Source organism: Pseudoalteromonas sp. MM1 (assembly GCF_030296835.1).
Lineage (GTDB): Bacteria > Pseudomonadota > Gammaproteobacteria > Enterobacterales > Alteromonadaceae > Pseudoalteromonas.
Window position 1 is genome coordinate 970254 of the sequence record NZ_AP027922.1, and the last position, 23443, is coordinate 993696.

Genomic DNA, 23443 nt, shown 5'->3' on the forward strand with positions numbered 1-23443 from the left:
ATTAGTATTTAGCGGCCTGTCCTTTAGCGGGTAAAGAACTTAAAATAAAGTCGCGTAAGTCGTTATTAGAAAGTTTAAGATCTTCATGTCGCAGGTACATCATATGGCCGCTGCGATACCCTTTAAAGCTTAACCTATCTTTCATTTTTCCACTTGGGTCAAGCTGCCATAACGTGTATTTAGCATCAAAGTAATTGGTTGCGCCATCGTAGTAGCCAGCTTGAATCATCACGTTTAAATACGGGTTTTGTGCCATCGCTAAACGTAAGTTTTCGCCGGTATTATTTTTACTGCGATCCCACGGGTGAACATTGCCAAATAAGTTATATTTAACATCTGTTTTATAGTTGAGCTCTTCACGCAGGTAATAGTTAATCGCGGGTGTAAACGAATGCAGCCAAGAGGTAAGCTCAGCCCAGTAATCAGGGGATTCGCCAGCATCGCGTTTATCAATACCTAAATAGCGCGAATCTAGTCGTCCGACAGTTTGTCCGCGCTCACGTAAAAGTTCTTTCCAAAAAAATCGAGTGGGAATGTCTAAGTTGTTTTGAGCTACAAACTGCTCTGAAAGGCCGGCATATTCTGCCATTTTCTTTATTATTTGGCGTTTTTTATCTGCATCGATAAAACCACCTTTAGCGAGGGCAGGAATAAGCTCATTAATGGTAAATTGCTCTACTTCGGGTAAAAGTTCATTGAGATCTTTTTCTTGTAAGCTTTTACTCAGTGCTTTGTGATACCACGCAGTTGCAGCAAAATAAGGCAAGCGGTTAGCCGCTTTTATAGGGCCGTCCCGTTTTATGCCAATATCCGTGGGCGATACTAAAACCACTCCATTAATGTACATCCACTGACTGTTTTGTAGTTCATGGGCAAGGCCAGATACACGAGTAGTACCGTAGCTTTCTCCAATTAAAAACTTAGGTGAGCGCCAGCGCTCGTTTCTATTAACAAAGGTATTTAGCCATTCAGCTAAGTATTTTATATCGGCATTTACACCAAAAAAGTGCTTTTTTTGTTGCTCTTTCGAAAGCATCTCACCTTTGGCGTTTTCTATTACGCGCGAATAACCTGTATTCACGGGGTTAACATAAACAATATCAGCTACATCTAATACTGAGTAGGGGTTGTTTTTTACGCCATAAGGCTGAATGGGGTAGCCTTCGTCATCAATTTTTAATACGCGTGGACCAGTATAGGCTAAGTGCATCCAAACAGAAGCCGAACCTGGACCGCCATTAAACGATATCAACAGCGGGCGAGCTGCACTGTTATCAACTTTATCTCGTGTGTAATAGGTATATTGTAATGTGGCAATGGCATCGCCATTATCATTCCACACCGGCTGAGTGCCTGTTTTAACTGTGTAACTAAAGCGTTCACCATTAATTTTTGCTTTATGCTTAGTGACTACGTGGCTATCAATGTCTATTTTTCGTTGGTTTTCTGCTGTTGCAGCACTGCTAAGCAATACGATGGCAAGCGCTAAGGTGTAACGAGTTAATTGGGCAATCTTCATTGTCGTTCCTTATTTTTGTTTAGATGCTATTTAAAATAAAAAATACAAAAATAACAAAAGTATTGAGATTAATGGTCGATAATACTGGTTAAGTCTAAACTTATAACAGCATGTTTGTTTATTTAGAGTTAATTTATCCTAGCGTGTTTAGCTTAGTTAAAAAATCAAGTATATTTAGCTGGCTTTGTATTTGAATTAAATACAAGACTTGCGCCTACATTAATGGACCTAGCCAGCTCAATGGCTACATAAACAGTGCTTTATTGGATGTTTTTCATAACTTGTCGCTTAAGTGCAAGTTTTAGTACGTAAAATAACAAGATTAAAGAGAAGTTTATGCAAAGAGTTTTAGTGGTTGAAGACAGCAAAGTAGTGCAGCAGGTGCTACGCCACTTATCGGCTCAGTATTTAGATGTTGCTGTCGATTTCGCATGGTCATTAAATGAATGCCAAGACTATATTGAAAAACATAAATACTCGTTGGCGTTAGTTGATTTAACCCTGCCTGATGCGCCTAATGGTGAGGTTGCAAAATTCACGCTTTCACATGCCATTCCTACGGTGGTGCTTACCTCTAAAATTGATGAGTATAAGCGCCAGCAAATGCTAGAACTCGGAGTTATTGACTACGTAATAAAAGACAACCGCGACTCATACCATTACGCTATAAAGTTAGTGGCTCAACTGCTGCGAAATCAAGGCTGTAAGGCGTTGGTTGCAGATGATTCGGTGTTAAGCCGCTCTTTAATGAAACAAATGCTAGAAAAGCAATTATTTGATGTAACTGATGCTCAAGATGGTCAGCAAGCTCTCGAAATAATAAAAAATAATCCTAATATTAAATTGCTGATGACCGATTATGCGATGCCATTAATGGATGGCTTTGAATTGGTTAAAGCGGTGCGTAATTTTAGAGGGCGCGATGATTTGGCCATCATTGGGCTTTCGGGGGCGGGTAAACACGGATTATCGGCTCGTTTTATTAAGTACGGTGCCAACGACTTTTTAACAAAGCCATTTATGAATGAAGAGTTTCATTGTCGTGTTATGCAAACAATGGAGCAGTTGTCATTGATTGCGGATATTAAAGAAAGTGCTTACAGAGATTATTTAACGGGAATGTATAACCGCCGTTATTTTTACCAATATGCAGAGCAACTATTAAAAAAACAACAGCAAAACACGCTTGCATTACTCGATATAGACTTTTTTAAAAACATTAATGACACCCTAGGCCACGAAGCGGGCGATCAGGCACTAAAGCAGGTGGCCACGTTAATTAAAACGACGTTTTCTAAGTTTACTGTTGCGCGGGTGGGCGGCGAAGAATTTGCCATTATATTAGATGATATAGACACGGCGCGTGGGCGAGAGTACTTAGAAGGCTTTAGAAAAAAACTCGCTAAACATGAATTTTTAATCGATGAAAAACCGTTTTCTATTACCATTAGTATTGGTGTTGCTGATTTTCAAAACACTGATTTAACACAGGCTATGCGCATCGCTGATGCTGCTCTTTATGAAGCCAAAAATAATGGCCGAAACTGTGTTGTGTAAATATGAAAAATAACACTAATTACAAGCTAGTAGGGCGTCACTTTTGGTGATGCACCAATGTAGCTAAGTTGTTAAAAAAGCGCACCTTGATGGTGCGTTTTTTTTGTTTTAAATTTACTATTCATGCTTATCTTATTGATATTAAGTGTTTTTTAATAGTGGCACAAAGGTTGGATTATGTAAGCCAACAGGATAACAATAAAGCGTCCGAGGGGGCCACTATGAAAATGATTAGTGCAATCATAAAACCATTTAAATTAGATGATGTGCGTGAAGCGCTCGCTGATTTAGGTATTGAAGGGATGACCGTAGTTGATGTGAAAGGTTTTGGACGTCAACGAGGCCATACAGAGCTGTATCGTGGAGCAGAGTATCAGGTAGATTTTATTCCTAAGATCAAACTTGAAATTGCTACTCGTACCGAAAACTGCCAACGCGTAGTTGAAGCAATTACCAAAATTGCATCAACAGGCAAAATTGGTGACGGTAAAATTTTCGTGTACGACTTAGATCAAATTGTGCGTATCCGTACGGGCGAACTTGATGAAGAAGCAATTTAAGGGGGCTGATTAATGGAAAATACAATTGTAGAACTCAAATTTTCACTCGATACCTTTTATTTTTTGGTGTCGGGTATATTAGTAATGTGGATGGCAGCCGGTTTTGCCATGTTAGAAGCGGGTTTAGTTCGCTCTAAAAACACCACTGAAATTTTAACTAAAAACGTGGCGCTGTACTCTATCGCATGTACCATGTTTTTATTAGTTGGCTACAACATCATGTACGTAGACAACGCTGAAGGCGGCATTATCCCTTCAATTGGCGCATTAATCGGCACACAAGCGGCCGATGCTGACCACTCTTTAGAATCAGACTTTTTCTTCCAAGTAGTATTTGTTGCAACGGCGATGTCGATTGTATCGGGTGCGGTTGCTGAACGTATGAAGTTATTTGCTTTCTTAGCATTTGCAGTTGTTTTAACTGGCTTTATTTACCCAATGGAAGGTTACTGGACTTGGGGCGGCGGTTTCTTATCAGAAATGGGCTTTGTAGATTTTGCAGGCTCTGCCATTGTTCACGGTGCGGGTGCCGCAGCTGCTTTAGCAGGTGTAATTTTACTTGGCGCTCGTAAAGGTAAATACGGTAAAAACGGTGAAATTTACCCAATTCCAGGTTCTAACTTACCACTTGCTACACTAGGTACGTTTATTTTATGGATGGGTTGGTTTGGTTTTAACGGTGGTTCGCAATTACTGCTTTCAGACAAAGAAAATGCAACAGCTGTAGGTCAAATTTTACTTAATACCAATGCCGCTGCGGCAATGGGTGCAATTGCTGCACTGTTTGTATGTAAAGTGTTATGGGGTAAAGCTGATTTAACTATGGTACTAAACGGCGCATTAGCAGGTTTAGTGGTTATTACTGCAGACCCACTTTCACCATCTCCATTAATGGCGTGTTTACTAGGTATTTTAGGTGGCTCACTGGTTGTATTTAGCATTGTTGCTCTTGATAAAGCGAAGATTGATGACCCCGTTGGTGCTATCTCAGTTCACGGTGTATGTGGCGCGCTAGGTATTATGTTAGTGCCTGTATCTAACGGCGATGCAAACTTTGTAACACAGTTTATTGGTTTAGTGACTATTTTAGCCTTTGTTTTTGTAGTTTCATTCATCGTATGGGCTATTTTGAAACAAACTATGGGTATTCGCGTAACCGAAGAAGAAGAGTTAAGCGGTATGGATCAACACGATTGTGGTGTTGATGCTTATCCTGAGTTTGTATCTGTTCGCAGTAACTAATATTAAATAGATTGATCATTGTGTTCACAAAGCCCTACCTAGGTAGGGTTTTTTTCGTTTCAGGGGGGGTTAACTTTTCAGGTGTTAGGCTATAACCAATATGCTAAGCTCACACTCGTGAATAAACCTTGGAATAAATTACACTTAAATGGCTGATAACAAAAAAACACCCAGTAGTAAAACCACTTCTAAGCGTGCATCTAAAGCAACTAGCTCGCCACGCAAAGCCAAATCAAAAGCGACTAAAAAAGCGTCAAGCACTGTTGTTAAACGCTCATTTATGAGAAAAACATGGTCTATATTTTGGAAATTGAGCTTAGCTGTTTTTATTGCGATGGCCATGTATCTTATTTATTTAGATTCAAAAACAACACGTATATTTGAAGGCAATAAATGGCAGTTGCCAGCTCAAGTATACGCACGCTCAATGGAATTTTACCCAGGGCAGTTTTTATCAAGCCAAGAGGTAGTATGGGAGCTTGAACGTTTAAATTACTCATCGGTAAATCGTTTGAGCCGCACTGGTCAATATGTTAAAACCGCAAACAGTATTAAAATTTACCGCCGCGATTTTGAATTTTACGATGGCTTAGAGCAAGCACATGTTATTGAGCTTCGCTTTGCAGGGCAAAAAGTAGCCACAATTAAAGATAAATTTGGCAGACGTTTAAATAGTGCGCGTTTAGAGCCTGTGCAAATAGCCCGTATCGGGAATGATTCAAAGCAGGATAGAGAATTTGTTCCGCTTGATAAGTTTCCGCCTATGTTAAAAGACACGTTATTAGTGGTTGAGGACAGGGATTTTTATCAGCATCATGGTGTGTCGGTTTTTTCTATTTTGCGTGCGCTTTATTCAAATATTAAAGCTGGGCGTACCGTACAAGGTGGCAGCACCTTAACGCAGCAGCTTGCAAAAAATATATACCTAACGCGTGAGCGTTCTTTAGTGCGCAAAATAAATGAGGCATTTATTGCGCTTATTTTAGATTACCGTTATTCAAAAGATCAGATTTTAGAAGCCTATTTGAATGAGGTTTATTTAGGTCAATCTTATAACCAAGGCGTGCATGGCATGGGCTTGGCCTCAGAGTTTTATTTTTCAAAGCCTGTTGATGAGCTGGAATATGACCAAATAGCGCTGCTGGTGGCAATGGTTAAGGGGCCTTCGTATTACAATCCTCGTCGTTATAAAGAACGCACTATGGAGCGTCGCGATTTAGTACTGCGCTTAATGGTTGAAAACAAGCTACTGACTACAAAAGAATACCGTGCATCACTTAAACGGCCAATTGATATAGCGCCCATGAAAGCAAGTTTACAAAAGTCATACCCTGGCTTTTTAGAACTGGTAAATCGTGAGCTTAAGCAGTTATTACCTGATCAAAAAACACTAGATGCCGGCGTGCGTGTATTTACTTACTTTGATTTGCAAAAACAGGCTGCGATGGAAGAGTCCATTCAAAAAAGTTTACCGTATCTAGAAAAACGCCCTAACACCGATAAACTCGAAGCAGCCATGATCTCAGTTAATATAGAAAAAGGCGGAGTTTCGGCTTTAGTGTCTGGGCGCGATGTTCGCTACTCAGGTTTTAACCGAGTGCTCGATACTAAACGAAATATTGGCTCTTTAGTTAAACCCGCGGTGTACTTAACAGCTCTGCAGTTACCACATTATAACTTAGCCACATTACTTGATGACTCTCCTGTGCAAGTAACAAACGAGCAAGGTAAAGTGTGGCAGCCTGAGAACTTTGATCACCAATACCGAGGCGCATTGCCACTTTATAAAGCCTTTAGTAATAGTATTAATATTCCTGCGGTAAATTTAGGCCTAGATGTCGGTGTTGATAAAGTAGCAAATACGCTCAAAGGATTAGGAGCAAAAGGTAATATAGATGAATACCCCTCGCTGCTACTTGGTGCTGTAGAAATGTCGAGCTTTGAGGTTGCCCAACTTTATACCACTATTGCAGCAGATGGCGAGTATAGAGAGCTTACCTCTGTATCTGCGCTAACAGACTCGGTAGGTAATGTATTGTATAAGCATAAAGTTAAGTCTGAGCCGCGCTTTGCAAAAGACGCTGTATATATGACTAAATACGCCATGAAGCGAGTTACAAAAGACGGCACCGCTAAGCGTCTAAATTTGCACTTTCCATCAATTCAGCTTGCCGGTAAAACAGGCACTAGTAATGATTTACGTGATAGCTGGTTTGCAGGGTTTGATCAAAACACAGTGACCGTTGCATGGCTTGGTAGAGACGATAATAGAAGCACTGGTTTAACAGGGAGTGTGGGCGCGTTAGAAGCTTATATTCGTTACTTAAAACCGCTCAACCCAGAAGCAATAGCAGATACACGCCCACCATCAATAAGATGGGCATTTGTAAATGAGCAAACAGGCTTACAAGCACCGCCTGGATGCGGCAAAGTCATTCAGTTACCACTAAGAGCCAGTGAGTTTGAACCTAGGCCGCAGTGTATACGCTAGTTTTTTAAAGCTACAAAAATAACAAAGCCGCTCTACGGCGGCTCTGTTTTATGAAGCTTAATCTAAGCTTTAAAAAACTGCATCGATTTTGTTAGGTCATCGGACAAACGACTAAGTTGCTGTGCATCTTGCAAAGTTGACTGTGCCGATTGCAGGGTATGATCTCCTAAATTATTCACTTCTTGTGAATCACTTAATGCTTGAGTAGTAGCACTGGATTGCTCCTTTACCCGCAGCGCTATCTCTTCTCCTTGATGTTTTATATCACCCATACTGTATTGTGCACTTTGTAAAATTTCATTTGTTTGAGTGGCGGCTTTTACCGACTGCTCCATTTTTTCAACGCTAGAGCGCATTTTTTGTTGTGTATCGTCAGAGGCTTGTTGAAGCGAATGGATGATTTGATGGATTTCTTGGGTTTGTGTTTGCGTACGTTGAGCTAGGGTCCTTACCTCATCGGCAACTACGGCAAAACCGCGACCATGTTCGCCCGCGCGCGCTGCTTCAATGGCGGCATTAAGTGCAAGTAAATTAGTTTGATCGGCTATTTCGCTAATACCTTTACTTACCTTGCTAATTTCTTGGCTGTCTAGGGCTAAGCGATTTAGTGCTTGTTGGCTTTCGGTAAATTCAACTTGAAGGTCTTGCATATATTTGGCAAGCTCCATGGTGTTGTTAGAGCCTTGTTTTACATGCTGCGCTGCATCTTGCGCGGTTAACATAGCTTGATTAGCTGACTCTTCTACACTTAGCGCACTTTGCTCCATATTACTTAGTGCATCATGAATAGCGTTTACGCGAGTTTGTTGCTTTTCAACATCTTGGCTAGTTTGGCTACTCGCCTGAGAAAGTGACTTGGTAGCATCACATAGCTCTAATGTGCTTGCTTTTACATTAAGTAATAAATGTGAAATAGCGCGCAGTAAAGCGTTGTAGCGAGTGGCAATAATACCCATTTCATCATTCGTGATTGAATTAATCGAGGCATTTAAATCGCCGTTTGCTGCTCTATCGGCTGCATTAGCAAAGCGCGTAATGCTATCAACTACTGCAAAGTAAAAACCAACCATTAAGTAAAATGCAAATAGTAAACTAAGCACTGATGCAACTAATACTAGGTTTCTGGTCCACTGTTGCGTATTTAATTTACTTTCAATTAGCGTTTCAAGTGTTGGAATACTTTTGTTCACAAGCTGGCTGATACTGTCGTGCACTTGATTTGTAAGCTTAGTGAATTCATCTTGAGAAAGTTCAATATCATCAGGCTCAAGTAGCTTTTTATCAATTGCTGATTTAAAAGCCTCTACAGCGGTATGTAAATTTGTAAGAGGAGGGGTGAGTGTTTTATTAACAGAGGCATCAGCATTAGTTGCTATGCTGAGTATTTTATCCAGTTGTAGCAGGTATAAAGGCAACGACTTACTTAAATTAGATAACGCTATAAATGTATCAGGGGTAAAACGATTGTTTGTTAATACCGTGTCAGCGCTTTGCGCTGTCGCATTTATTTGCATTATTAATGCGGGGATTGGGGTGACTAAAGAGCGGTTAACATAAGCACTAGCAAGCTCACTATCTAACGCTAAATTAGATTGTATTGAAACAAGCTCAAGCACTTCATTTGCTTGTCCATCTTTTACCTCAAACCCAAGTGAACGAGCAATTTTGATATTTTTATTAGGCTCACCTTGCATCTGATTTGTGAGTATAGCTCTGTAGCCTTTTAGCCCTTGTTGCTGCATTTGTGAGACATTAATGCTGTTGCTCAAAAGTGAGACCAAAAAAAACAAACTTAATGCGAGTGGTAATAATAAAATACCAAAAACCAAGCTTATTTTTGTTTTATATTTTAAGTTTGCCATAAGTTTTATAGCTGGGGCAGCAAGGTGTCTCAGTCCTGACATAGGGATCCCTTATAGTTAAATGATTGGGTAAGGTCATATAGACCGCTATAAGTTTAATTATCATTCAATTATAAGCGTTTACAAATAAAAAAAGCCCTTTTGGGCTTTTTTCAATCTTTAGTCTTGATAACACACGTTATAAACAAACTATTAACGTGGGTTATTTGAACCATTTATAGCTTTGCAAAAGCGCGTTCAGCAGCTTCTATTGTAGCTTTAACTTCTTGCTCTGTGTGCGCAGCACACACAAAGCCCGCTTCAAATGCAGAAGGTGCTAGATATACGCCTTCTTCAAGCATTAAGTGGAAAAAGCGTTTAAAGCGTTCTAAATCACATTCAGTGGCTTGCTGGTAAGTTGTCACTTTTTCAGCATCAGTGAAGAAAAAACCATACATACCGCCAGCGTAGTTAGTGGTTAAAGGAATGCCTGCTTTTTTAGCGCCTGCTTCAAAACCTTCACAAATTGCTTTAGAAATTGCTTCTAACTTATCGTGCAAGCCTGGCTCGCTCAATAGCTCAAGCGATTTTAAACCCGCAGCCATTGCAATAGGGTTCCCAGAAAGCGTACCCGCTTGATAAACCGGGCCTACCGGCGCAATGTAATCCATTATTTCGGTTTTGCCGCCAAAGGCACCAACAGGCATGCCGCCACCAATAACTTTACCTAAACAGGTTAAGTCAGGTTTTATGTTGTAATATGCTTGTGCGCCACCTAATGCAACACGAAAGCCGGTCATTACTTCGTCAAAAATAAGCACCGATTTGTACTCATCACATACTGCACGCAAGCCTTCTAAAAAGCCTTCGACAGGTGGAATACAGTTCATGTTACCCGCGACTGGCTCTACGATAATACAAGCAATATCGTCTGCGTATTTTTCAAAAACAGCTTTTACTTCATCAAGGTTATTAAACGATACGGTAAGCGTGTGCTTTGCAAAATCTTCAGGAATACCTGGTGAATTTGGCACACCCATGGTTAATGCCCCAGAGCCCGCTTTTACTAATAACGAGTCGGCATGGCCGTGGTAACAACCTTCAAACTTAAGGATTTTATCACGTCCTGTATAGCCTCGAGCTAGACGAATAGCACTCATAGTGGCTTCTGTACCCGAGCTTACCATACGTACTTTTTCGATTGATGGAACAAGCTCTTTTACTTTTTCAGCCATTAAAATTTCAGCTTCGGTAGGGGCGCCATAGCTTAAACCGTTTTCTACTGCTTCGTGAACGGCTTGTTTTATAGCTGGGTGGTTATGGCCCATGATCATTGGACCCCACGAACCTACATAATCGATATAACGGTTACCATCAGCATCAAAAGTAAATGCACCTTCGGCTTTAGTGATAAATAGTGGCGTACCACCTACACCGTTAAATGCACGTACAGGTGAATTTACACCACCTGGAATTGAAGTTTGTGCACGATTAAATAAGTCTTGGCTAATTGTCATGAAAAATCCTATAAGTTGTCGCTTGGTAAAAGTGTTTAGCTGTCGCGTTTGCGGCTAAACCAAGGTACGTCTACTTCATATTGCTCGACTTTGTTTTCTACGCCGAGGGTTAAAGCAAACAGTGCCATACGAATTAATACGCCGTTTTGTACTTGGCGGAATATAGCTAAATTGTCGTTACTGTTTAAGTCGTTATCAAGCTCATTAGCTTCCAAACGGCTATCACGTGGCAACGGGTGCATAAGCACTGAATTTGGCTTACAGTGCGCGTTATAAATTGATTGGCTAATTCTAAAGCCGCCACGGTATTTATTAGCTTCTTCTTGTGAAGGGAAGCGCTCTTCTTGGATACGTGTTTGATACACAATATCCGCTGCTAAGTTCCCTTCCATTTTGTTCACTAATTCTATTTTATGACCTGCATTTTCTACCGCATCTAAAATACTGGTTGGCATTTGCAGGCCATCGGGCGCTACCATCGAAAATTTTACGTTTTTGTAATGGCACAATAATTTAGAGAGTGAATGTACTGTGCGGCCATATTTTAAATCGCCAACTAGGGCTATATGCATGCCATCAATATTTTGATCAAATCGGTTTAGTTCACGCTCAATGGTTAGTAAGTCAAGTAATGCTTGAGTCGGGTGCTCGTTTGGGCCATCGCCACCGTTAATTACAGGGACTGAACACCCTTCAGAAAATTCGCTTACTGAGCCTGCATCTGGGTGGCGCATAGCAACGGCATCTGCGTATGCTGAAATAACACGGGCTGTATCGTAAAGCGACTCCCCTTTAGCAAGGGCTGAGCTTTGCATGCCGGTTGTTTCGCGCACGCCACCGCCCAGCAAATTAAAGGCAGTACCAAAGCTTACACGCGTACGCGTGCTCGGTTCAAAAAACAAATTAGCTAAAATAGCGCCTTCTAGCACGGTTGTTTGCTTTTGTTTTTTAGCATAAGGCTCCATTTTTTTTGCCACTGCAAAAATACGCTCAATGCAGTCTCTGTCGAGTTGATTTACCGACAATATATGTTCACCTTGGAAACTTAACATGGGGTTATTCCTAATCAATCAAAGGGGCGCGATAATCCATAAAATGGGGCACGCAATCGCGCGTGTTATAGCAAGTATTGTAAATTGCAGCGCAGTTTAACATGCGCTGCAAAGCTTATAAATTAGGTTTTATTACCGCAAGCGCAACAATAATTAGCAGAGCAATAACCGGGAGCTCATTAAAAATGCGATAAAAGCGGTCCGTTTTGGTATTTCTGTCGTGTTTAAAATCGCTTAGTAATTTAAAGCAGTAGCCGTGGTACAGATATAAAATAATAACCAGTACCAGTTTGTAGTGCAGCCACATGCTGTATCTAAACCAATCACGGCCATACTCTACAATAGTGAGTACACCAAAAACGGCGGTTAAAATAGCAAACGGCGTTACAAAAAAGAGTAGTCGGCGCTCCATTACTTTAAGCATGGAGTTACAGGCTTTTTCTTCGCTCATCGCGTGGTATACAAATAACCGAGGTAAATAAAAAATACCGGCAAACCATGCAATCATAAAAAAAATGTGCAGTGTTTTATAAATTAGTAAAGCGCTCATAAGAATCCTAAAGTAGGCTGTTACGAATAGTTAAAATATTATTTATTTGATCCCAGCGTAACAACCCCATTATTTGCTGGTCATCGAGTAAATTGTATACATACAGGGCACCGCTGCGTTTATCTTTTAAAATATCAAAGGCATCGGCTAAGGTCGATTGGCTGCTAATACCCTGCAAACTAATGTAGTTTATATTAATGGTTTCGCCCGACATCAGGGTAAGGTCATACTCTGCTAGGCGATAGCCGTTTTCTTCATCAAAAACGATTAAAGGGGTTTGGCTGTCCATGGCATCTAGGGTGTTTTTTATTTGCTCTTTATCGTCGGAATAAAGCAGCTTAAAGTCTTCATCCATATCATCCATTATGCCCACTTTTTGTAGCGCCTCTGTTGCGGGCGATACATGATAGGGTAGCCCTTGAAAATCGAGTTGTTGCAAAAATATAGAGCGATTACCAAATACTTGCAGCGCCGTTACATAAGCAGTTGTGATCACTAACATGGCCGGTACTATTATCTCTGGTGAGGATGTAAGTTCCATAACGGTTGTTAATGCTGCTAACGGTGCATGTAATGTAGCAGCGAGTAAACCGGCCATTCCCAATACACCGTATGTGCCTGCAATGTCAGCACCTGGGCTTATAAACTGGGCAAAAAAGGCCATTAAAGTACCTGTTAATACACCAAGCCCAATAACGGGGCCTATTAAGCCGCCCGGTATTCCTAGGCCAATGGCAAACAGGGTTGCCAACAGTTTGGCTATTAAAATAGTAGTAAGTAGCTGCGCATTTTCAGGCGATTCAACCGCAATAGTAATCGCACTCATACCTGAGCCCATAGCTTGGGGCACTGCATAGGCAATAATACTCGCAATACAACCTGCAATGAGTAAACGAGGAAACATGCTTAGAGGTTTAAATGTTTTTATGATCAGCATTAAGTTTTGATTAAAGCTATAGGCAATTGCGCCTAAAGCCATGCCGCATAAAATTAAATATGGGTAATGCCAACCACTTAATGGTGTAATGCTAATAAGTGCAAGCTCTGAGCCTTCACCAAACACGAATTGGGTCGCTAATGCACCAGTTAATGCGGCAAGCATAATTGGTACAAAAATATGCACTTTGTACTCACGTAGCACCACTTCCATTACAAAAATAACCGCAGCAAGTGGGGTATTAAACGAGGCCGCAATACCTGCAGCCACACCACAGCCACTTAATGTGCGCATGGCGTTGTGCGGTAAATGGAGTTTATCGGCTAATATACTTGCGCCGGTTGCTCCCATATGAACAGACGGCCCTTCTCGCCCAACTGAAAAACCACTAATTAATGCCAGTGCGCCACCCACAAATTGATTTACTGTGTTGTAAAGCGGCATTTGCCCGTAGTGGCGTTTAATGCGGTGAATAACAAAAGGAATACCTAGACGATAGTGCTTAAAGCCAGTAAATGCAGCAAATGTAGCAATCAGTAGCGCAGCAATTAACGGCATTAAAACCCGTTCAAGGGTGGGAAGAGTAGTAAAATTATCGGGAGTGTCTAAAAATAAGCTTTGAAAAAACAGAATCGTTAAGCGAAATAAAATAATAAAAAATGCAGCAATTAAACCAGCACTTACGCCTAATAAGCATAATTGCACAGAGGTTTTTGGTTTTGCTAATCGACGCCTGAGTTGCTCAAGCCACATGCTGTATTCTCCGCCACATTTTTTCAGCGAGCAGTTTAACAAAAGTGTGCAGGTAAGTCCTTGTGATTTTGCAATTTTAAATAAGTATATTAACAAATATTACAGCAATCGCTAAAAACACATTTTGCTATCGTATCGGCTAAAGTAATGGTTAAAGTCAAAGATGGCTTAAGAGATGTTTGACTATACTTGATTAAAACACTCGGGTATTAGATAATCACGCCATTGCGATATTGAGGGTTTTAAAATGTCTGAAGAATTACCAATAAAGTTCAGCGATGCTGCTGCTGTTCGTGTTAAACAGTTAATCGACGAAGAAGAAAATCCAGATTTAAAACTGCGTGTTTACGTAACAGGTGGTGGTTGTTCTGGTTTTCAATATGGTTTTACTTTTGATGAAAAAGCAAATCCTGGCGATTTAGAAATAGTTAAAAATGGTGTAACGCTGGTTATTGATCCAATGAGTATTCAGTACTTAGTTGATGGCGAAGTGGATTACACAGAAGGGTTAGAAGGCGCACGCTTTTTTGTATCTAATCCTAATGCAACGACTACCTGTGGGTGTGGTGCAAGTTTTAGCGTTTAAGCAATTTACGCTTAGCTATTAAAGCCGCGTTAGCGGCTTTTTTAATGCCTAAAATTCAGTTGGGCTATACTCGGTGAGTTGCATTATAAGTACAAAAAAACCGAGTACAAAAGCAGAGAAGGCAAGTATATATAAAAAGCCTTTTTTACCTTGTTTAATCGGTACTCCGTAGTGGCGTAAAAACAAAAACCATAAAAAGCATAGTAAAATAGGCAACAAAAATAAGACTCTAAACATACTTCCTCTTTAGTCCCTTAGTTAGGGAAAAACGTTATTTATGGGAACTTTTTTACCCTTACTGTTGTTTAAACATCAACACAGCAAGGTTATTCGCACGTTAATTTGTAACAAAGTGCTTTTATCTTACAATTAATTTTTTAGGAAAAAACTTAATATTTCTGGTACGTTAACTTAAATATTCAGCATAAGTAAAGGTTAGTGGTTGGGTAAATTTATGCAAACTATGTAATTAATTATTTAACCGAACTGTTAATAGTATATAATGTATCCAAGAGTGAGACGGGCAAAATTTCACTCTTAATAAAAATAAACCTATATCCTATTTTTGCGGGTTAGCACTGAATAGATTGGTAGGTTGGATAAGTAGCAATACCTTTGCTTATTTAAGCAATAGCTTGCTATTGAATATTGTAGTGGGTATCTGCTTATATGCCTCCAATCATTGTGTGACTACTGCTTTGACGGGTATGTCATATCATCTAGTAGGAGATGTAAAATGATGGGCAAAACTGTTTCTTCAGAAGAAAACGAAAAGCTAACTAAATGGCTTAAAACAAAACGCCATGAAAAGGGTCATACAATGCGTAGCCTGGCACAAGTGCTAGGAACACCTCATTCATTTATCGGTAAGATTGAAAATCAAGAACGCCGCTTAGATGTTATTGAGTTTGTACGTTACTGTAATGCACTTGAAGTTGATCCGCATGAAGCGCTAGGCTTAATTAAAGCGGATTAATATTGTTTTGCTTAGGGTGTTATAAGGGGCACTTGAACGGCCTAAGCAAATCACGTTAATGCAGGGATGCATTACATATTTTTATGGTAATTTTGCTCAAGCTGATACAGCTTATGCCTAATCAAATATAAAAACACCAGCGAAGGTATTACCATTAATGCCGTTAACACAAAAAATAATGCCCAATTCCCCATTAGCCAATCATCAATAACCACACCACTGTAGCTCGAAAGCAAGGTTCGTCCTAAATTGCCAAGCGAAGCCAGTAATGCATAATGTGTTGCACTAAATGCCCGGTCGCATAACATCGATATAAACGCCACCATAGCCACTAACGACCAAGCCTGAGTAAAGCCATCAATTACAATAGCAAAAGCGTACAAGCCTAAATTAGGGCCAACCAGCGCAATAGCCGAAAAGGCTAAATTAGACCCCGCCATTGCCACACCACTTATAAATAACCCTTTTACAATGCCGTACTTTTGATTAAACAAGCTGCCCACAAAGGTAAAAGCAATGGTGAGTACTGCCGTGCCTACTTTTGAAAAAGTGGCTATATCGCTATTGCTAAAGCCTATTTCTTTATAAAAAACAATCGACATGCGCCCCAAAAAAGCTTCGCCTATTTTAAATAAGAAAATAAATGCTAATAAGGCAAGGGCTGTTTTAACCCCATTTTTAGCAAAAAAGGTTTTAAAGGGATCAACCACTGTAACGCCAAGCCAAGCAATCACTTTAGTAAAGGGCGTTTGTTTAATGCTGGCCAGTTTTTCAAGGTATACGCGCTCGAGCTCTGCGTGAACAGCTTCTCGGTTTGATTTAGGCTCTTTGGCAAATAACACGCCGCTCATTAGTATCAACATAACAGCGGCTAAAAAGTAATACACTTGTGGCCAATCTAATGAGGGTATATCGGCCATGTAAAAAGGAATGGCACCCAGTAATGCATAACCTGTCCACCAACCCGATGTGGCCATAGCAGCAGCTGCAGTGGCTTTGTGAGATTCGTTTTCGCTTAACGTGTCTATTCTAAAAGCATCAATGGCTATGTCTTGAGTGGCAGACGCCACTGCGATCAGTAAACACAGGCCCGCGGCAATCGCTAAGTTTGCTTTTAAATCAAGGCCCGCTAAAAGCAAGGTGCCAATAAACATAAAGCTTTGGCAAAATAAAATCCAGCTACGGCGTTGCCCAAACCACTTATACAATAAGGGCAGTTTGGTTCTATCAATAAGTGGCGACCACATAAAGTTAATGCTGTATGCGCCAAATACAATACCAAATAAGCCAATCATACTGCGGCTTAGGCCTTCATCTTTAAGCCAAGCCGACATCACTGAGCCAATCAGTACCCATGGAAAACCACTGCTCATACCAAATATAAAAATATTGATTAAACGTTTATCTTTAAAATACGAAAAATATTCGCTTACAGAGAGGGTTTTGCTCATAGGGCCTTCATTGGCGTTGGGTGCAACTTAGTTGCACCTCAGTGATTTATAATGGTGTTTGCTCAAGTACTTTAATATTTAAAATAACAACGGGCGTTTTTGGTACAAAGTCGTAACCAATTTTTTCATTAAAGCCGGTTTCTACGGCCATAATTTTATCTAGCGTATCGTAACCATCCATTACATTACCAAATACGGCAAAGCCCCAATCTCTACCTGGGTTTAAATGATCGTTATCATCCATATTGAAAAAGAACTGACGAGTGCCCGAATGCGGTTCGCGGTCTTGATATGCCATAGCAATGCTGTACATATCATTTTTTAAACCGTTGCCACTTTCGTTAAATATAGGGTCGTTTTCGTGAAGCCCGTCAAGGTCTTTATCGTATCCACCACCTTGTATTACAAAATCTCGGTCGTTTTCAACATCACGTTCAACACGGTGGAATATACTGCCTTGGTAACTTTTATCCATTACGTAAGTTAAAAAGTTATTTACCGTAATGGGGGCTTTAGAGCGGTCTAGCTCAACCACAATACTACCCAATGACGTGACTATTTCTACACGTGGAAAAATATTGTCTTTTTGTACAAAACGGCCTTCTTGCGCCGCAAAGGTGCTTACACTAAATAGGAGGCTTAAGCAGATTAAAAATTGTTTCATTGTTAACCTTCTAAAAATTCAATTAATTCTGGGTCCGATACAATGCGGGTAATAATTTGTTCCGTCAACTTATTGAGTTGACCTTCAATTTTTGCGCGATCATGGCTTAGCGGCCCTTCTAAATTAGCGCTGCCACGGTACACTTTACTAAAATTGCTGGTAGAGCGAATAACTCGTACGCCTAGCTCGATGTTTGCCTCGCTGGTGTGGCTCATTAGCTTTTCAGTCACTTGTGCTTGCAAGGCATGAATGTCTAGTTCAAAGCGGGTTGTCGCAAGGTTAGAAATACTGGCGCCGTTACGGTTAAGCGCGCTATCTAAAACACTTTTAACTGAGGTCACAATATCACGGCTTGCAAAGGTTTTGGTTTTGTCCGACTCAACAAGCTTTAGAGTTGCGCTATCACCGCGTAAGTCAATCACGCTGGTACTCAAGCTGGCTGAAATAACACTAATTTGGCCGTTTTTATAAACTGGGTTTAATATTACCTGATTTGGCTGATTGCTACAGGCGCTAAACACCAACATTGAGCAACAGGCTAAGATAAATTTAGTTAATTTCATTTTATAGCATCCCACTATTTTTAGTTGCACTGAGCACTACAAACTTTTTGTTTGAACCTAATAGCTTACAGTTACCAAACATACGATTTAATTTATCGTGATAATCTAAATGCCGATTACCAATAATTCGCAGCTCGCCACCTTCTTTTAATGTATCTTTAGCTTGTTTAAACATTTGCCACGCAATGTGGTCGGTAACGGCTTGGGCTTGGTGAAATGGAGGGTTACATAACACCATATCTACACTGTCTCTTGCAAAGCCGGTTAAGCAATCATTTTCTATAAATTGGCAATCATCAAACTTATTTGCTTGGTTAAGCTCAACATTTAAACGTGCAGATTCGACCGCCATGTACGACTCATCAACAAAGGTTACCGATGCATTTGGACATCGTGATAGCGCCATTAAACCCACTACGCCATTACCACAACCTAAGTCAATAATGCTTTTTGCTTTAGGCGTTTGCGGCAAGTAATTAAAAAAGAACCGTGCACCTATATCTAACGAATCGCGCGAAAAAACATTGGCATGGTTCGTTATATTAAAGTCAGTGCCTTCAAGCTGCCAAGTTACCGGGAAATTCGCCGCCTTATATCCGCCTTTTGCTGTACTTAATATTAAACGCGACTTTTTAACAGCTAAACTGGTTTTGGTTTCGCCAATAAATTGCTCAAACGCTTTTATAGTTGAGTTATGAATTTCTTTGGTTTTACCTGCGGCAATCACCGGTGTGCCAGGGGCAAGTACTTCACTCAACTCGCTTAATTGAAACTGTAAAAAGCCTACGTTACGCGGTATTTTTATGAGTACTAAATCAACCTCTTCAGGCAGCGCAGATAAGCTATCTAATTGTGTAAATTGGGCTGTTGGTAGTTTATTTTCTTTTAAATTATAGGCTGCAGCTTGGTGGCTAATATAAGAATCGTTAACTGAACAAACCGTTAATTCACTAAAATAACAGGCAAGGGCACCAAAGGCGTCGTTTAAAATGAGTAATGAGCGACAATCAGGATGATGTTCGTTAACATAATTGATAAGGTACTCATCGGCCGAATCCCACGCTTGTAAACTGCGGTTTTTTTGATCCAAAGGGAAACGTTCAAGAGTAAATGTTTTATCGCCTAGCAGGGCTTGCGTCGTCATAATGGTTTGTTGATCAGTAATCTAATGTAGGTAAATTCTAACATGCAACGGCAAAACGCCAACCCCCAACAGTTACCAAACGGCTTTTCTTATCAAAGTAAGGCACTTAGTGCGCAAAAAAGCCTCGATTTGTTTTATTATTTGCAAAAAAACCTTAACTGGCAGCAGCCTAATGTCACCGTGTATGGCAGAACTGGACCCATACCACGTTTGCAATGTTTTATGAGCGACCTAAATATTGAATATGGCTACTCACACAGTAAACAAGTAGTTGAGCCGTGGGATGATGTACTTTTAGCGATGCGAAAACGTTTAGAGCGACATTTAAACAAGCCGCTTAATTCGTTATTAGTTAATTATTACCGTGATGGTAACGATACGATGGGTTGGCACAGTGATGATGAAATAGAACTCGGCTCAGAGCCTACTATTGTGTGCATATCGCTTGGCGCTGAGCGCGTACTCAAATTAAAGCAAAAAGCTACAAACAAAGTCACCGACTTAAAATTACAAAGCGGCAGTTGCTTAGTAATGAGTGGCTATAGTCAGCGCGACTACCAGCACGCAATTCCCAAACAAACAACGCTTGCGCACCCGCGAATAAGTTTAACGTACCGCTTTATTGAGCACATTAAACAAAAGCAATTTAGTTAGTGAAATTAACTTGTTATAGTAGCTGCACAAATCAGTGATTAAATATGGTGTTTTAATGTCAATGCAACAACAAATTCAAGACAAGCTTAGTAGCGCGATTGCCTGTAAGCATTTAAACGTAATTAACGAAAGCCATATGCACAGCGCCGGTACTGAGTCGCATTTTAAAGTAGTTGTGGTAAGCGAAGAATTTGCTGGTAAACGATTACTACAGCGCCATCGCCAAATTAACGAAGTATTAAAAGATGAGCTAGCAAATCATATACATGCATTAGCTATTCATACTTACACGCCTGATGAATTTACAGAACAAAACGGCGAAGCGCCTGACTCTCCAAATTGTATGGGCGGCTCAAAGCTAAATTAACCATTAATGTAGGTTAATCAATATAAATAGGGGGATTTGGTCAGGTTTAACTGATCAGATCAGTGTTTTTAGTATTAGCCTTTAAACTAGCGCTAATTTTTATTGTAAAAGATATAGGATGATCAATGGTCATTAAGCCTAAAATTCGTGGATTTATTTGTACTAACGCACACCCAGTAGGCTGTGCTGCACATGTTCAAGAGCAAATTAACTATGTAAAACAACAAGGCGAGCTAAAAGATGCGCCTAAAAATGTATTAGTAATTGGTGCTTCAACAGGCTACGGCTTGGCTTCTCGTATTACGGCGGCATTTGGCGGTGGGGCTAAAACGCTAGGTATTTTCTTTGAAAAAGAAGGTACAGAGCGTAAAACAGGTTCTGCTGGTTGGTACAATACAGCAGCATTTCAAGACGCTGCAGATGAAGCAGGGCTTTGGTCAAAAAATATTAATGGCGATGCGTTTTCTAACGAAATTAAGCAAAAAGCAATCGAGACAATTAAAGCAGATTTAGGCAAAGTAGACTGTATTATTTACAGCTTAGCATCGCCTCGTCGTACTGATCCAAATACAGGTGAGGTGTATTCATCTACACTTAAACCTATTGGCAATGCTGTAACCACAAAAAATTTAAATACGTCAAAGCGTGAAATTGACGAAGTAACCGTAGAAGCTGCAAGCCAAGATGATATCGACAACACCATTAAAGTGATGGGTGGTGAAGATTGGGAAATGTGGATTGATGCTTTAAAAGAAGCCGATGTACTAGCCGATAACTTTAAAACCACGGCTTATACTTATATTGGTAAAGAGTTAACGTGGCCAATCTACGGGCACGCAACAATAGGTAAAGCAAAAGAAGATTTAGACCGCGCAACGGCTGCAATTAAAGAATCGACAAAAGATTTAAATGGCCAAGCTTATGTTTCGTCACTTAACGCTGTAGTTACGCAAGCAAGTTCTGCTATTCCTATTATGCCATTATATATCTCTGCTTTATTTAAAGTAATGAAAGCCGATGGCACATACGAAGGCACCATTGAGCAAATTCATGCTTTATTTAGCGAAAACCTTTACGGCGAAACACCGCGTTTTGACGAAGGCGGCCACTTATTCCAAAACTACAAAGAACTAGAAGACGATGTACAAGCGCGTGTTCAAGCAGTATGGGATAAGGTCGATACGAGCTCAATTGATGAGCTAACCGATTATGCAGGCTACCATAACGAATTTTTACGTTTATTTGGTTTTGGCATTGACGCTGTTGACTATGAGCAAGATGTAGATGCAGTGAAGCCAATTGCAAACATGATTGACTAAATCATACTGTGTAATTATAAAAAGTCGCTTATTGCGGCTTTTTTGCTTTTAGTGTTTTAAATATTTTGTGGCAGTTAGGTGCTTAGGCTACCACTTTGGTCTACCTTGATTTTTATTTAAAACACTTAACAAAACTAAATAAGCGTTTCTGTCGTATAATTTTCATAAATACACTCGCATAGTCGTACATAATGATGTTAAAATCGAAGCAATATGTGAGGAGTTTTACTGCGTTGCTTGTTTGATATTCCTAGCAAGTTGTTCTTTTGTACCTTGATATATCTTGGATAACTCAAATGGCGACGTGGTTGATACGATTTTTCAGTTTCTTTCCGTTAATTAATGCAAGTGCGTATGATCAACATAAAAAAAGGTCTGGATTTACCCATAGAGGGCGCGCCTCAGCAAGTTATTCATGATGGTTCTGCCATCAAACGTGTAGCTGTGCTAGGTGAAGAGTTTATTGGTATGCGTCCAACCATGCATGTTCGTGTGGATGACCAAGTCAAAAAAGGCCAGGTACTTTTTGAAGACAAAAAGAACCCAGGCGTCCTATTTACTGCACCAGCTTCTGGTACAGTAAAAGAAATTAATCGTGGTGCTAAACGTGTGCTGCAATCTGTTGTTATTGAAGTAAACGGCAGTGAGCAAATCACCTTTGACTCTTTCAATGCAGATGAGCTTGCTAGCTTATCGCGTGATAAAGCCAAAGAAGTACTTGTTCAGTCAGGTCAATGGACAGCACTTCGTGCTCGCCCATTTAGCAAAGTAGCTGCGTTGGATGCAAATCCTAGCTCTATATTTGTAACCGCTATCGACACAAACCCTCTTGCTGCAGATCCTGCAGTAATTATCGCCGAAAATGCAGCTGCATTTGAAGCGGGTCTTGCTGTTGTTTCGCGTTTGACCGATGGCAAAGTATTTGTATGTAAGCAAGCTGGCAGTCAAGTTCCTAGCTCGTCTATCGCTCAAGTAGAAGTACATGAGTTCGGTGGCGTGCATCCAGCAGGCTTAGTTGGTACTCATATTCATCACCTTGATGCAGTATCTGTTAATAAACAAGTTTGGCATATTGGTTACCAAGACGTTATTGCGTATGGTCACTTATTCCTTACTGGTGAAATCAACACAGACCGTGTTATTTCGCTTGCAGGTCCTCGCGTTAAAAACCCTCGTTTAGTGAAAACACAACTAGGTGCTTCATTAGATGATTTAGTGGCAGGCGAATTAGAAGACGGTGATAACCGTGTTATTTCTGGTTCTGTTTTATCTGGCGCTATTTCATCAGGTCCTCATGCATTCTTAGGTCGCTACCACGTTCAAGTATCTGTTTTACTTGAAGGTCGCGAAAAAGAGCTGTTTGGTTGGATTGCACCAGGTAGTGATAAATTCTCTGTAACGCGTACATTCCTTTCTCACCTTGCACCGAGTCGTTTATTTAAAATGACAACGTCTACAGGTGGTTCAAAACGTGCCATGGTACCAATTGGTAGCTACGAGCGCGTAATGCCGCTAGATATTTTGCCAACCCTATTATTACGTGACTTAATTTCACGTGACTTAGACAGTGCAATTTCATTAGGCGCGCTTGAACTTGATGAAGAAGATTTAGCGTTATGTACCTTCGTTTGTCCGGGCAAATACGAGTATGGTTCTATCTTACGCGATTGCTTAACAACGATCGAGAAGGAAGGCTAAGA

General features: G+C 40.4%; 21 protein-coding genes. 10 read left to right on the forward strand and 11 right to left on the reverse strand.

Annotated elements, in window-relative coordinates; genetic code table 11:
- Position 1: 1 nt before the first annotated feature.
- Entirely contained in the window at positions 2 to 1519 is a 1518-nt protein-coding gene (locus tag QUE46_RS04375; protein ID WP_286246372.1) for a S10 family peptidase, read from the reverse strand.
- A gap of 336 nt (positions 1520 to 1855) precedes the next feature.
- Between QUE46_RS04375 and QUE46_RS04380 the strand changes: the two genes are divergently transcribed.
- From QUE46_RS04380 to mrcB, 4 genes are all read left to right on the forward strand, one after another.
- Positions 1856 to 3076 carry a response regulator gene (locus tag QUE46_RS04380; RefSeq protein WP_286246373.1) on the forward strand — a complete coding sequence of 407 codons (1221 nt, stop codon included), beginning with the start codon at positions 1856 to 1858 and terminating at the stop codon, positions 3074 to 3076.
- A gap of 221 nt (positions 3077 to 3297) precedes the next feature.
- The gene (locus QUE46_RS04385) at positions 3298 to 3636 is read left to right on the forward strand and encodes a P-II family nitrogen regulator (RefSeq protein ID WP_004587162.1); all 339 of its coding nucleotides are present in this window, start codon (positions 3298 to 3300) and stop codon (positions 3634 to 3636) included.
- Positions 3637 to 3648: 12 nt separating this feature from the next.
- On the forward strand, positions 3649 to 4878 hold the full coding sequence (locus QUE46_RS04390) for an ammonium transporter (protein WP_286246375.1): 1230 nt from the start codon (positions 3649 to 3651) through the stop codon (positions 4876 to 4878).
- A 148-nt stretch (positions 4879 to 5026) separates the two neighbouring features.
- The gene (gene mrcB / locus QUE46_RS04395) at positions 5027 to 7369 is read left to right on the forward strand and encodes a penicillin-binding protein 1B (protein WP_286246376.1); all 2343 of its coding nucleotides are present in this window, start codon (positions 5027 to 5029) and stop codon (positions 7367 to 7369) included.
- Positions 7370 to 7431: 62 nt separating this feature from the next.
- On the opposite strand, the gene QUE46_RS04400 is transcribed toward mrcB, so the two are convergent.
- The 5 genes from QUE46_RS04400 to QUE46_RS04420 form a co-directional block, all read right to left on the reverse strand.
- Positions 7432 to 9273, reverse strand: a complete 1842-nt coding sequence (locus tag QUE46_RS04400) for a methyl-accepting chemotaxis protein (RefSeq protein WP_286246377.1) — start codon at positions 9271 to 9273, stop codon at positions 7432 to 7434.
- Positions 9274 to 9446: 173 nt separating this feature from the next.
- Complete coding sequence (hemL, locus tag QUE46_RS04405) at positions 9447 to 10727, reverse strand: glutamate-1-semialdehyde 2,1-aminomutase (protein ID WP_286246378.1); 1281 nt, start codon at positions 10725 to 10727, stop codon at positions 9447 to 9449.
- 35 nt (positions 10728 to 10762) lie between these two features.
- On the reverse strand, positions 10763 to 11779 hold the full coding sequence (locus QUE46_RS04410) for an aspartate carbamoyltransferase (RefSeq protein WP_286246379.1): 1017 nt from the start codon (positions 11777 to 11779) through the stop codon (positions 10763 to 10765).
- Positions 11780 to 11894: 115 nt separating this feature from the next.
- Positions 11895 to 12329, reverse strand: a complete 435-nt coding sequence (locus QUE46_RS04415) for a CopD family protein (protein ID WP_055019818.1) — start codon at positions 12327 to 12329, stop codon at positions 11895 to 11897.
- Positions 12330 to 12336: 7 nt separating this feature from the next.
- The gene (locus QUE46_RS04420; protein ID WP_286246380.1) at positions 12337 to 14019 is read right to left on the reverse strand and encodes a chloride channel protein; all 1683 of its coding nucleotides are present in this window, start codon (positions 14017 to 14019) and stop codon (positions 12337 to 12339) included.
- A 247-nt stretch (positions 14020 to 14266) separates the two neighbouring features.
- Here QUE46_RS04420 and erpA point away from each other — a divergent pair, with 247 nt between their 5' ends.
- Entirely contained in the window at positions 14267 to 14605 is a 339-nt protein-coding gene (gene erpA / locus QUE46_RS04425; RefSeq protein WP_002958911.1) for an iron-sulfur cluster insertion protein ErpA, read from the forward strand.
- A gap of 48 nt (positions 14606 to 14653) precedes the next feature.
- Here the strand turns inward: erpA and QUE46_RS04430 are convergent, their stop codons facing one another.
- Entirely contained in the window at positions 14654 to 14842 is a 189-nt protein-coding gene (locus tag QUE46_RS04430; protein WP_286246381.1) for a hypothetical protein, read from the reverse strand.
- Between the two features lie 499 nt (positions 14843 to 15341).
- On the opposite strand from QUE46_RS04430, the gene QUE46_RS04435 reads away from it, so the two are divergent.
- Positions 15342 to 15581, forward strand: coding sequence for a helix-turn-helix domain-containing protein (locus tag QUE46_RS04435; protein WP_004587151.1), 240 nt, complete (start codon positions 15342 to 15344; stop codon positions 15579 to 15581).
- A gap of 71 nt (positions 15582 to 15652) precedes the next feature.
- On the opposite strand, the gene QUE46_RS04440 is transcribed toward QUE46_RS04435, so the two are convergent.
- Genes QUE46_RS04440 through QUE46_RS04455 form a run of 4 tightly spaced genes read right to left on the reverse strand, consistent with a single transcriptional unit; the run spans position 15653 to position 19403 of the window.
- Positions 15653 to 17032 (reverse strand): MFS transporter, encoded by a 1380-nt coding sequence (locus tag QUE46_RS04440; protein ID WP_004587150.1) that lies wholly within the window; start codon positions 17030 to 17032, stop codon positions 15653 to 15655.
- 46 nt (positions 17033 to 17078) lie between these two features.
- Positions 17079 to 17696 carry a peptidylprolyl isomerase gene (locus QUE46_RS04445; protein ID WP_055014962.1) on the reverse strand — a complete coding sequence of 206 codons (618 nt, stop codon included), beginning with the start codon at positions 17694 to 17696 and terminating at the stop codon, positions 17079 to 17081.
- Between the two features lie 2 nt (positions 17697 to 17698).
- Positions 17699 to 18259: a YajG family lipoprotein gene (locus tag QUE46_RS04450; protein ID WP_286246382.1), complete on the reverse strand. Its 561-nt coding sequence runs from the start codon at positions 18257 to 18259 to the stop codon at positions 17699 to 17701.
- Between the two features lies 1 nt (position 18260).
- On the reverse strand, positions 18261 to 19403 hold the full coding sequence (locus QUE46_RS04455) for a methyltransferase (protein ID WP_286246383.1): 1143 nt from the start codon (positions 19401 to 19403) through the stop codon (positions 18261 to 18263).
- Positions 19404 to 19445: 42 nt separating this feature from the next.
- Here QUE46_RS04455 and QUE46_RS04460 point away from each other — a divergent pair, with 42 nt between their 5' ends.
- The 4 genes from QUE46_RS04460 (at position 19446) to QUE46_RS04475 (ending at position 23441) form a co-directional block, all read left to right on the forward strand.
- The gene (locus tag QUE46_RS04460; RefSeq protein WP_286246384.1) at positions 19446 to 20057 is read left to right on the forward strand and encodes an alpha-ketoglutarate-dependent dioxygenase AlkB; all 612 of its coding nucleotides are present in this window, start codon (positions 19446 to 19448) and stop codon (positions 20055 to 20057) included.
- Between the two features lie 55 nt (positions 20058 to 20112).
- On the forward strand, positions 20113 to 20424 hold the full coding sequence (locus tag QUE46_RS04465) for a BolA family transcriptional regulator (RefSeq protein WP_286246385.1): 312 nt from the start codon (positions 20113 to 20115) through the stop codon (positions 20422 to 20424).
- A 125-nt stretch (positions 20425 to 20549) separates the two neighbouring features.
- On the forward strand, positions 20550 to 21743 hold the full coding sequence (gene fabV, locus QUE46_RS04470) for an enoyl-ACP reductase FabV (RefSeq protein WP_286246386.1): 1194 nt from the start codon (positions 20550 to 20552) through the stop codon (positions 21741 to 21743).
- Positions 21744 to 22097: 354 nt separating this feature from the next.
- Positions 22098 to 23441: a Na(+)-translocating NADH-quinone reductase subunit A gene (locus QUE46_RS04475; RefSeq protein ID WP_286246387.1), complete on the forward strand. Its 1344-nt coding sequence runs from the start codon at positions 22098 to 22100 to the stop codon at positions 23439 to 23441.
- Positions 23442 to 23443: the final 2 nt, after the last annotated feature.

What these genes read in the sequence shown, in the direction of transcription:
- QUE46_RS04445 (WP_055014962.1), bottom strand. Translation starts at nt 17,696, where the DNA reads ATGAAACAATTTTTAATCTGCTTAAGCCTCCTATTTAGTGTAAGCACC.
- QUE46_RS04475 (WP_286246387.1), top strand. Translation starts at nt 22,098, where the DNA reads ATGATCAACATAAAAAAAGGTCTGGATTTACCCATAGAGGGCGCGCCT.
- QUE46_RS04375 (WP_286246372.1), bottom strand. Translation starts at nt 1,519, where the DNA reads ATGAAGATTGCCCAATTAACTCGTTACACCTTAGCGCTTGCCATCGTA.
- QUE46_RS04410 (WP_286246379.1), bottom strand. Translation starts at nt 11,779, where the DNA reads ATGTTAAGTTTCCAAGGTGAACATATATTGTCGGTAAATCAACTCGAC.
- QUE46_RS04415 (WP_055019818.1), bottom strand. Translation starts at nt 12,329, where the DNA reads ATGAGCGCTTTACTAATTTATAAAACACTGCACATTTTTTTTATGATT.
- mrcB (WP_286246376.1), top strand. Translation starts at nt 5,027, where the DNA reads ATGGCTGATAACAAAAAAACACCCAGTAGTAAAACCACTTCTAAGCGT.
- QUE46_RS04460 (WP_286246384.1), top strand. Translation starts at nt 19,446, where the DNA reads ATGCAACGGCAAAACGCCAACCCCCAACAGTTACCAAACGGCTTTTCT.
- QUE46_RS04435 (WP_004587151.1), top strand. Translation starts at nt 15,342, where the DNA reads ATGATGGGCAAAACTGTTTCTTCAGAAGAAAACGAAAAGCTAACTAAA.
- QUE46_RS04455 (WP_286246383.1), bottom strand. Translation starts at nt 19,403, where the DNA reads ATGACGACGCAAGCCCTGCTAGGCGATAAAACATTTACTCTTGAACGT.
- QUE46_RS04385 (WP_004587162.1), top strand. Translation starts at nt 3,298, where the DNA reads ATGAAAATGATTAGTGCAATCATAAAACCATTTAAATTAGATGATGTG.
- QUE46_RS04400 (WP_286246377.1), bottom strand. Translation starts at nt 9,273, where the DNA reads ATGTCAGGACTGAGACACCTTGCTGCCCCAGCTATAAAACTTATGGCA.
- QUE46_RS04465 (WP_286246385.1), top strand. Translation starts at nt 20,113, where the DNA reads ATGTCAATGCAACAACAAATTCAAGACAAGCTTAGTAGCGCGATTGCC.
- erpA (WP_002958911.1), top strand. Translation starts at nt 14,267, where the DNA reads ATGTCTGAAGAATTACCAATAAAGTTCAGCGATGCTGCTGCTGTTCGT.
- QUE46_RS04390 (WP_286246375.1), top strand. Translation starts at nt 3,649, where the DNA reads ATGGAAAATACAATTGTAGAACTCAAATTTTCACTCGATACCTTTTAT.
- QUE46_RS04380 (WP_286246373.1), top strand. Translation starts at nt 1,856, where the DNA reads ATGCAAAGAGTTTTAGTGGTTGAAGACAGCAAAGTAGTGCAGCAGGTG.
- QUE46_RS04450 (WP_286246382.1), bottom strand. Translation starts at nt 18,259, where the DNA reads ATGAAATTAACTAAATTTATCTTAGCCTGTTGCTCAATGTTGGTGTTT.
- QUE46_RS04440 (WP_004587150.1), bottom strand. Translation starts at nt 17,032, where the DNA reads ATGAGCAAAACCCTCTCTGTAAGCGAATATTTTTCGTATTTTAAAGAT.
- hemL (WP_286246378.1), bottom strand. Translation starts at nt 10,727, where the DNA reads ATGACAATTAGCCAAGACTTATTTAATCGTGCACAAACTTCAATTCCA.
- QUE46_RS04420 (WP_286246380.1), bottom strand. Translation starts at nt 14,019, where the DNA reads ATGTGGCTTGAGCAACTCAGGCGTCGATTAGCAAAACCAAAAACCTCT.
- fabV (WP_286246386.1), top strand. Translation starts at nt 20,550, where the DNA reads ATGGTCATTAAGCCTAAAATTCGTGGATTTATTTGTACTAACGCACAC.
- QUE46_RS04430 (WP_286246381.1), bottom strand. Translation starts at nt 14,842, where the DNA reads ATGTTTAGAGTCTTATTTTTGTTGCCTATTTTACTATGCTTTTTATGG.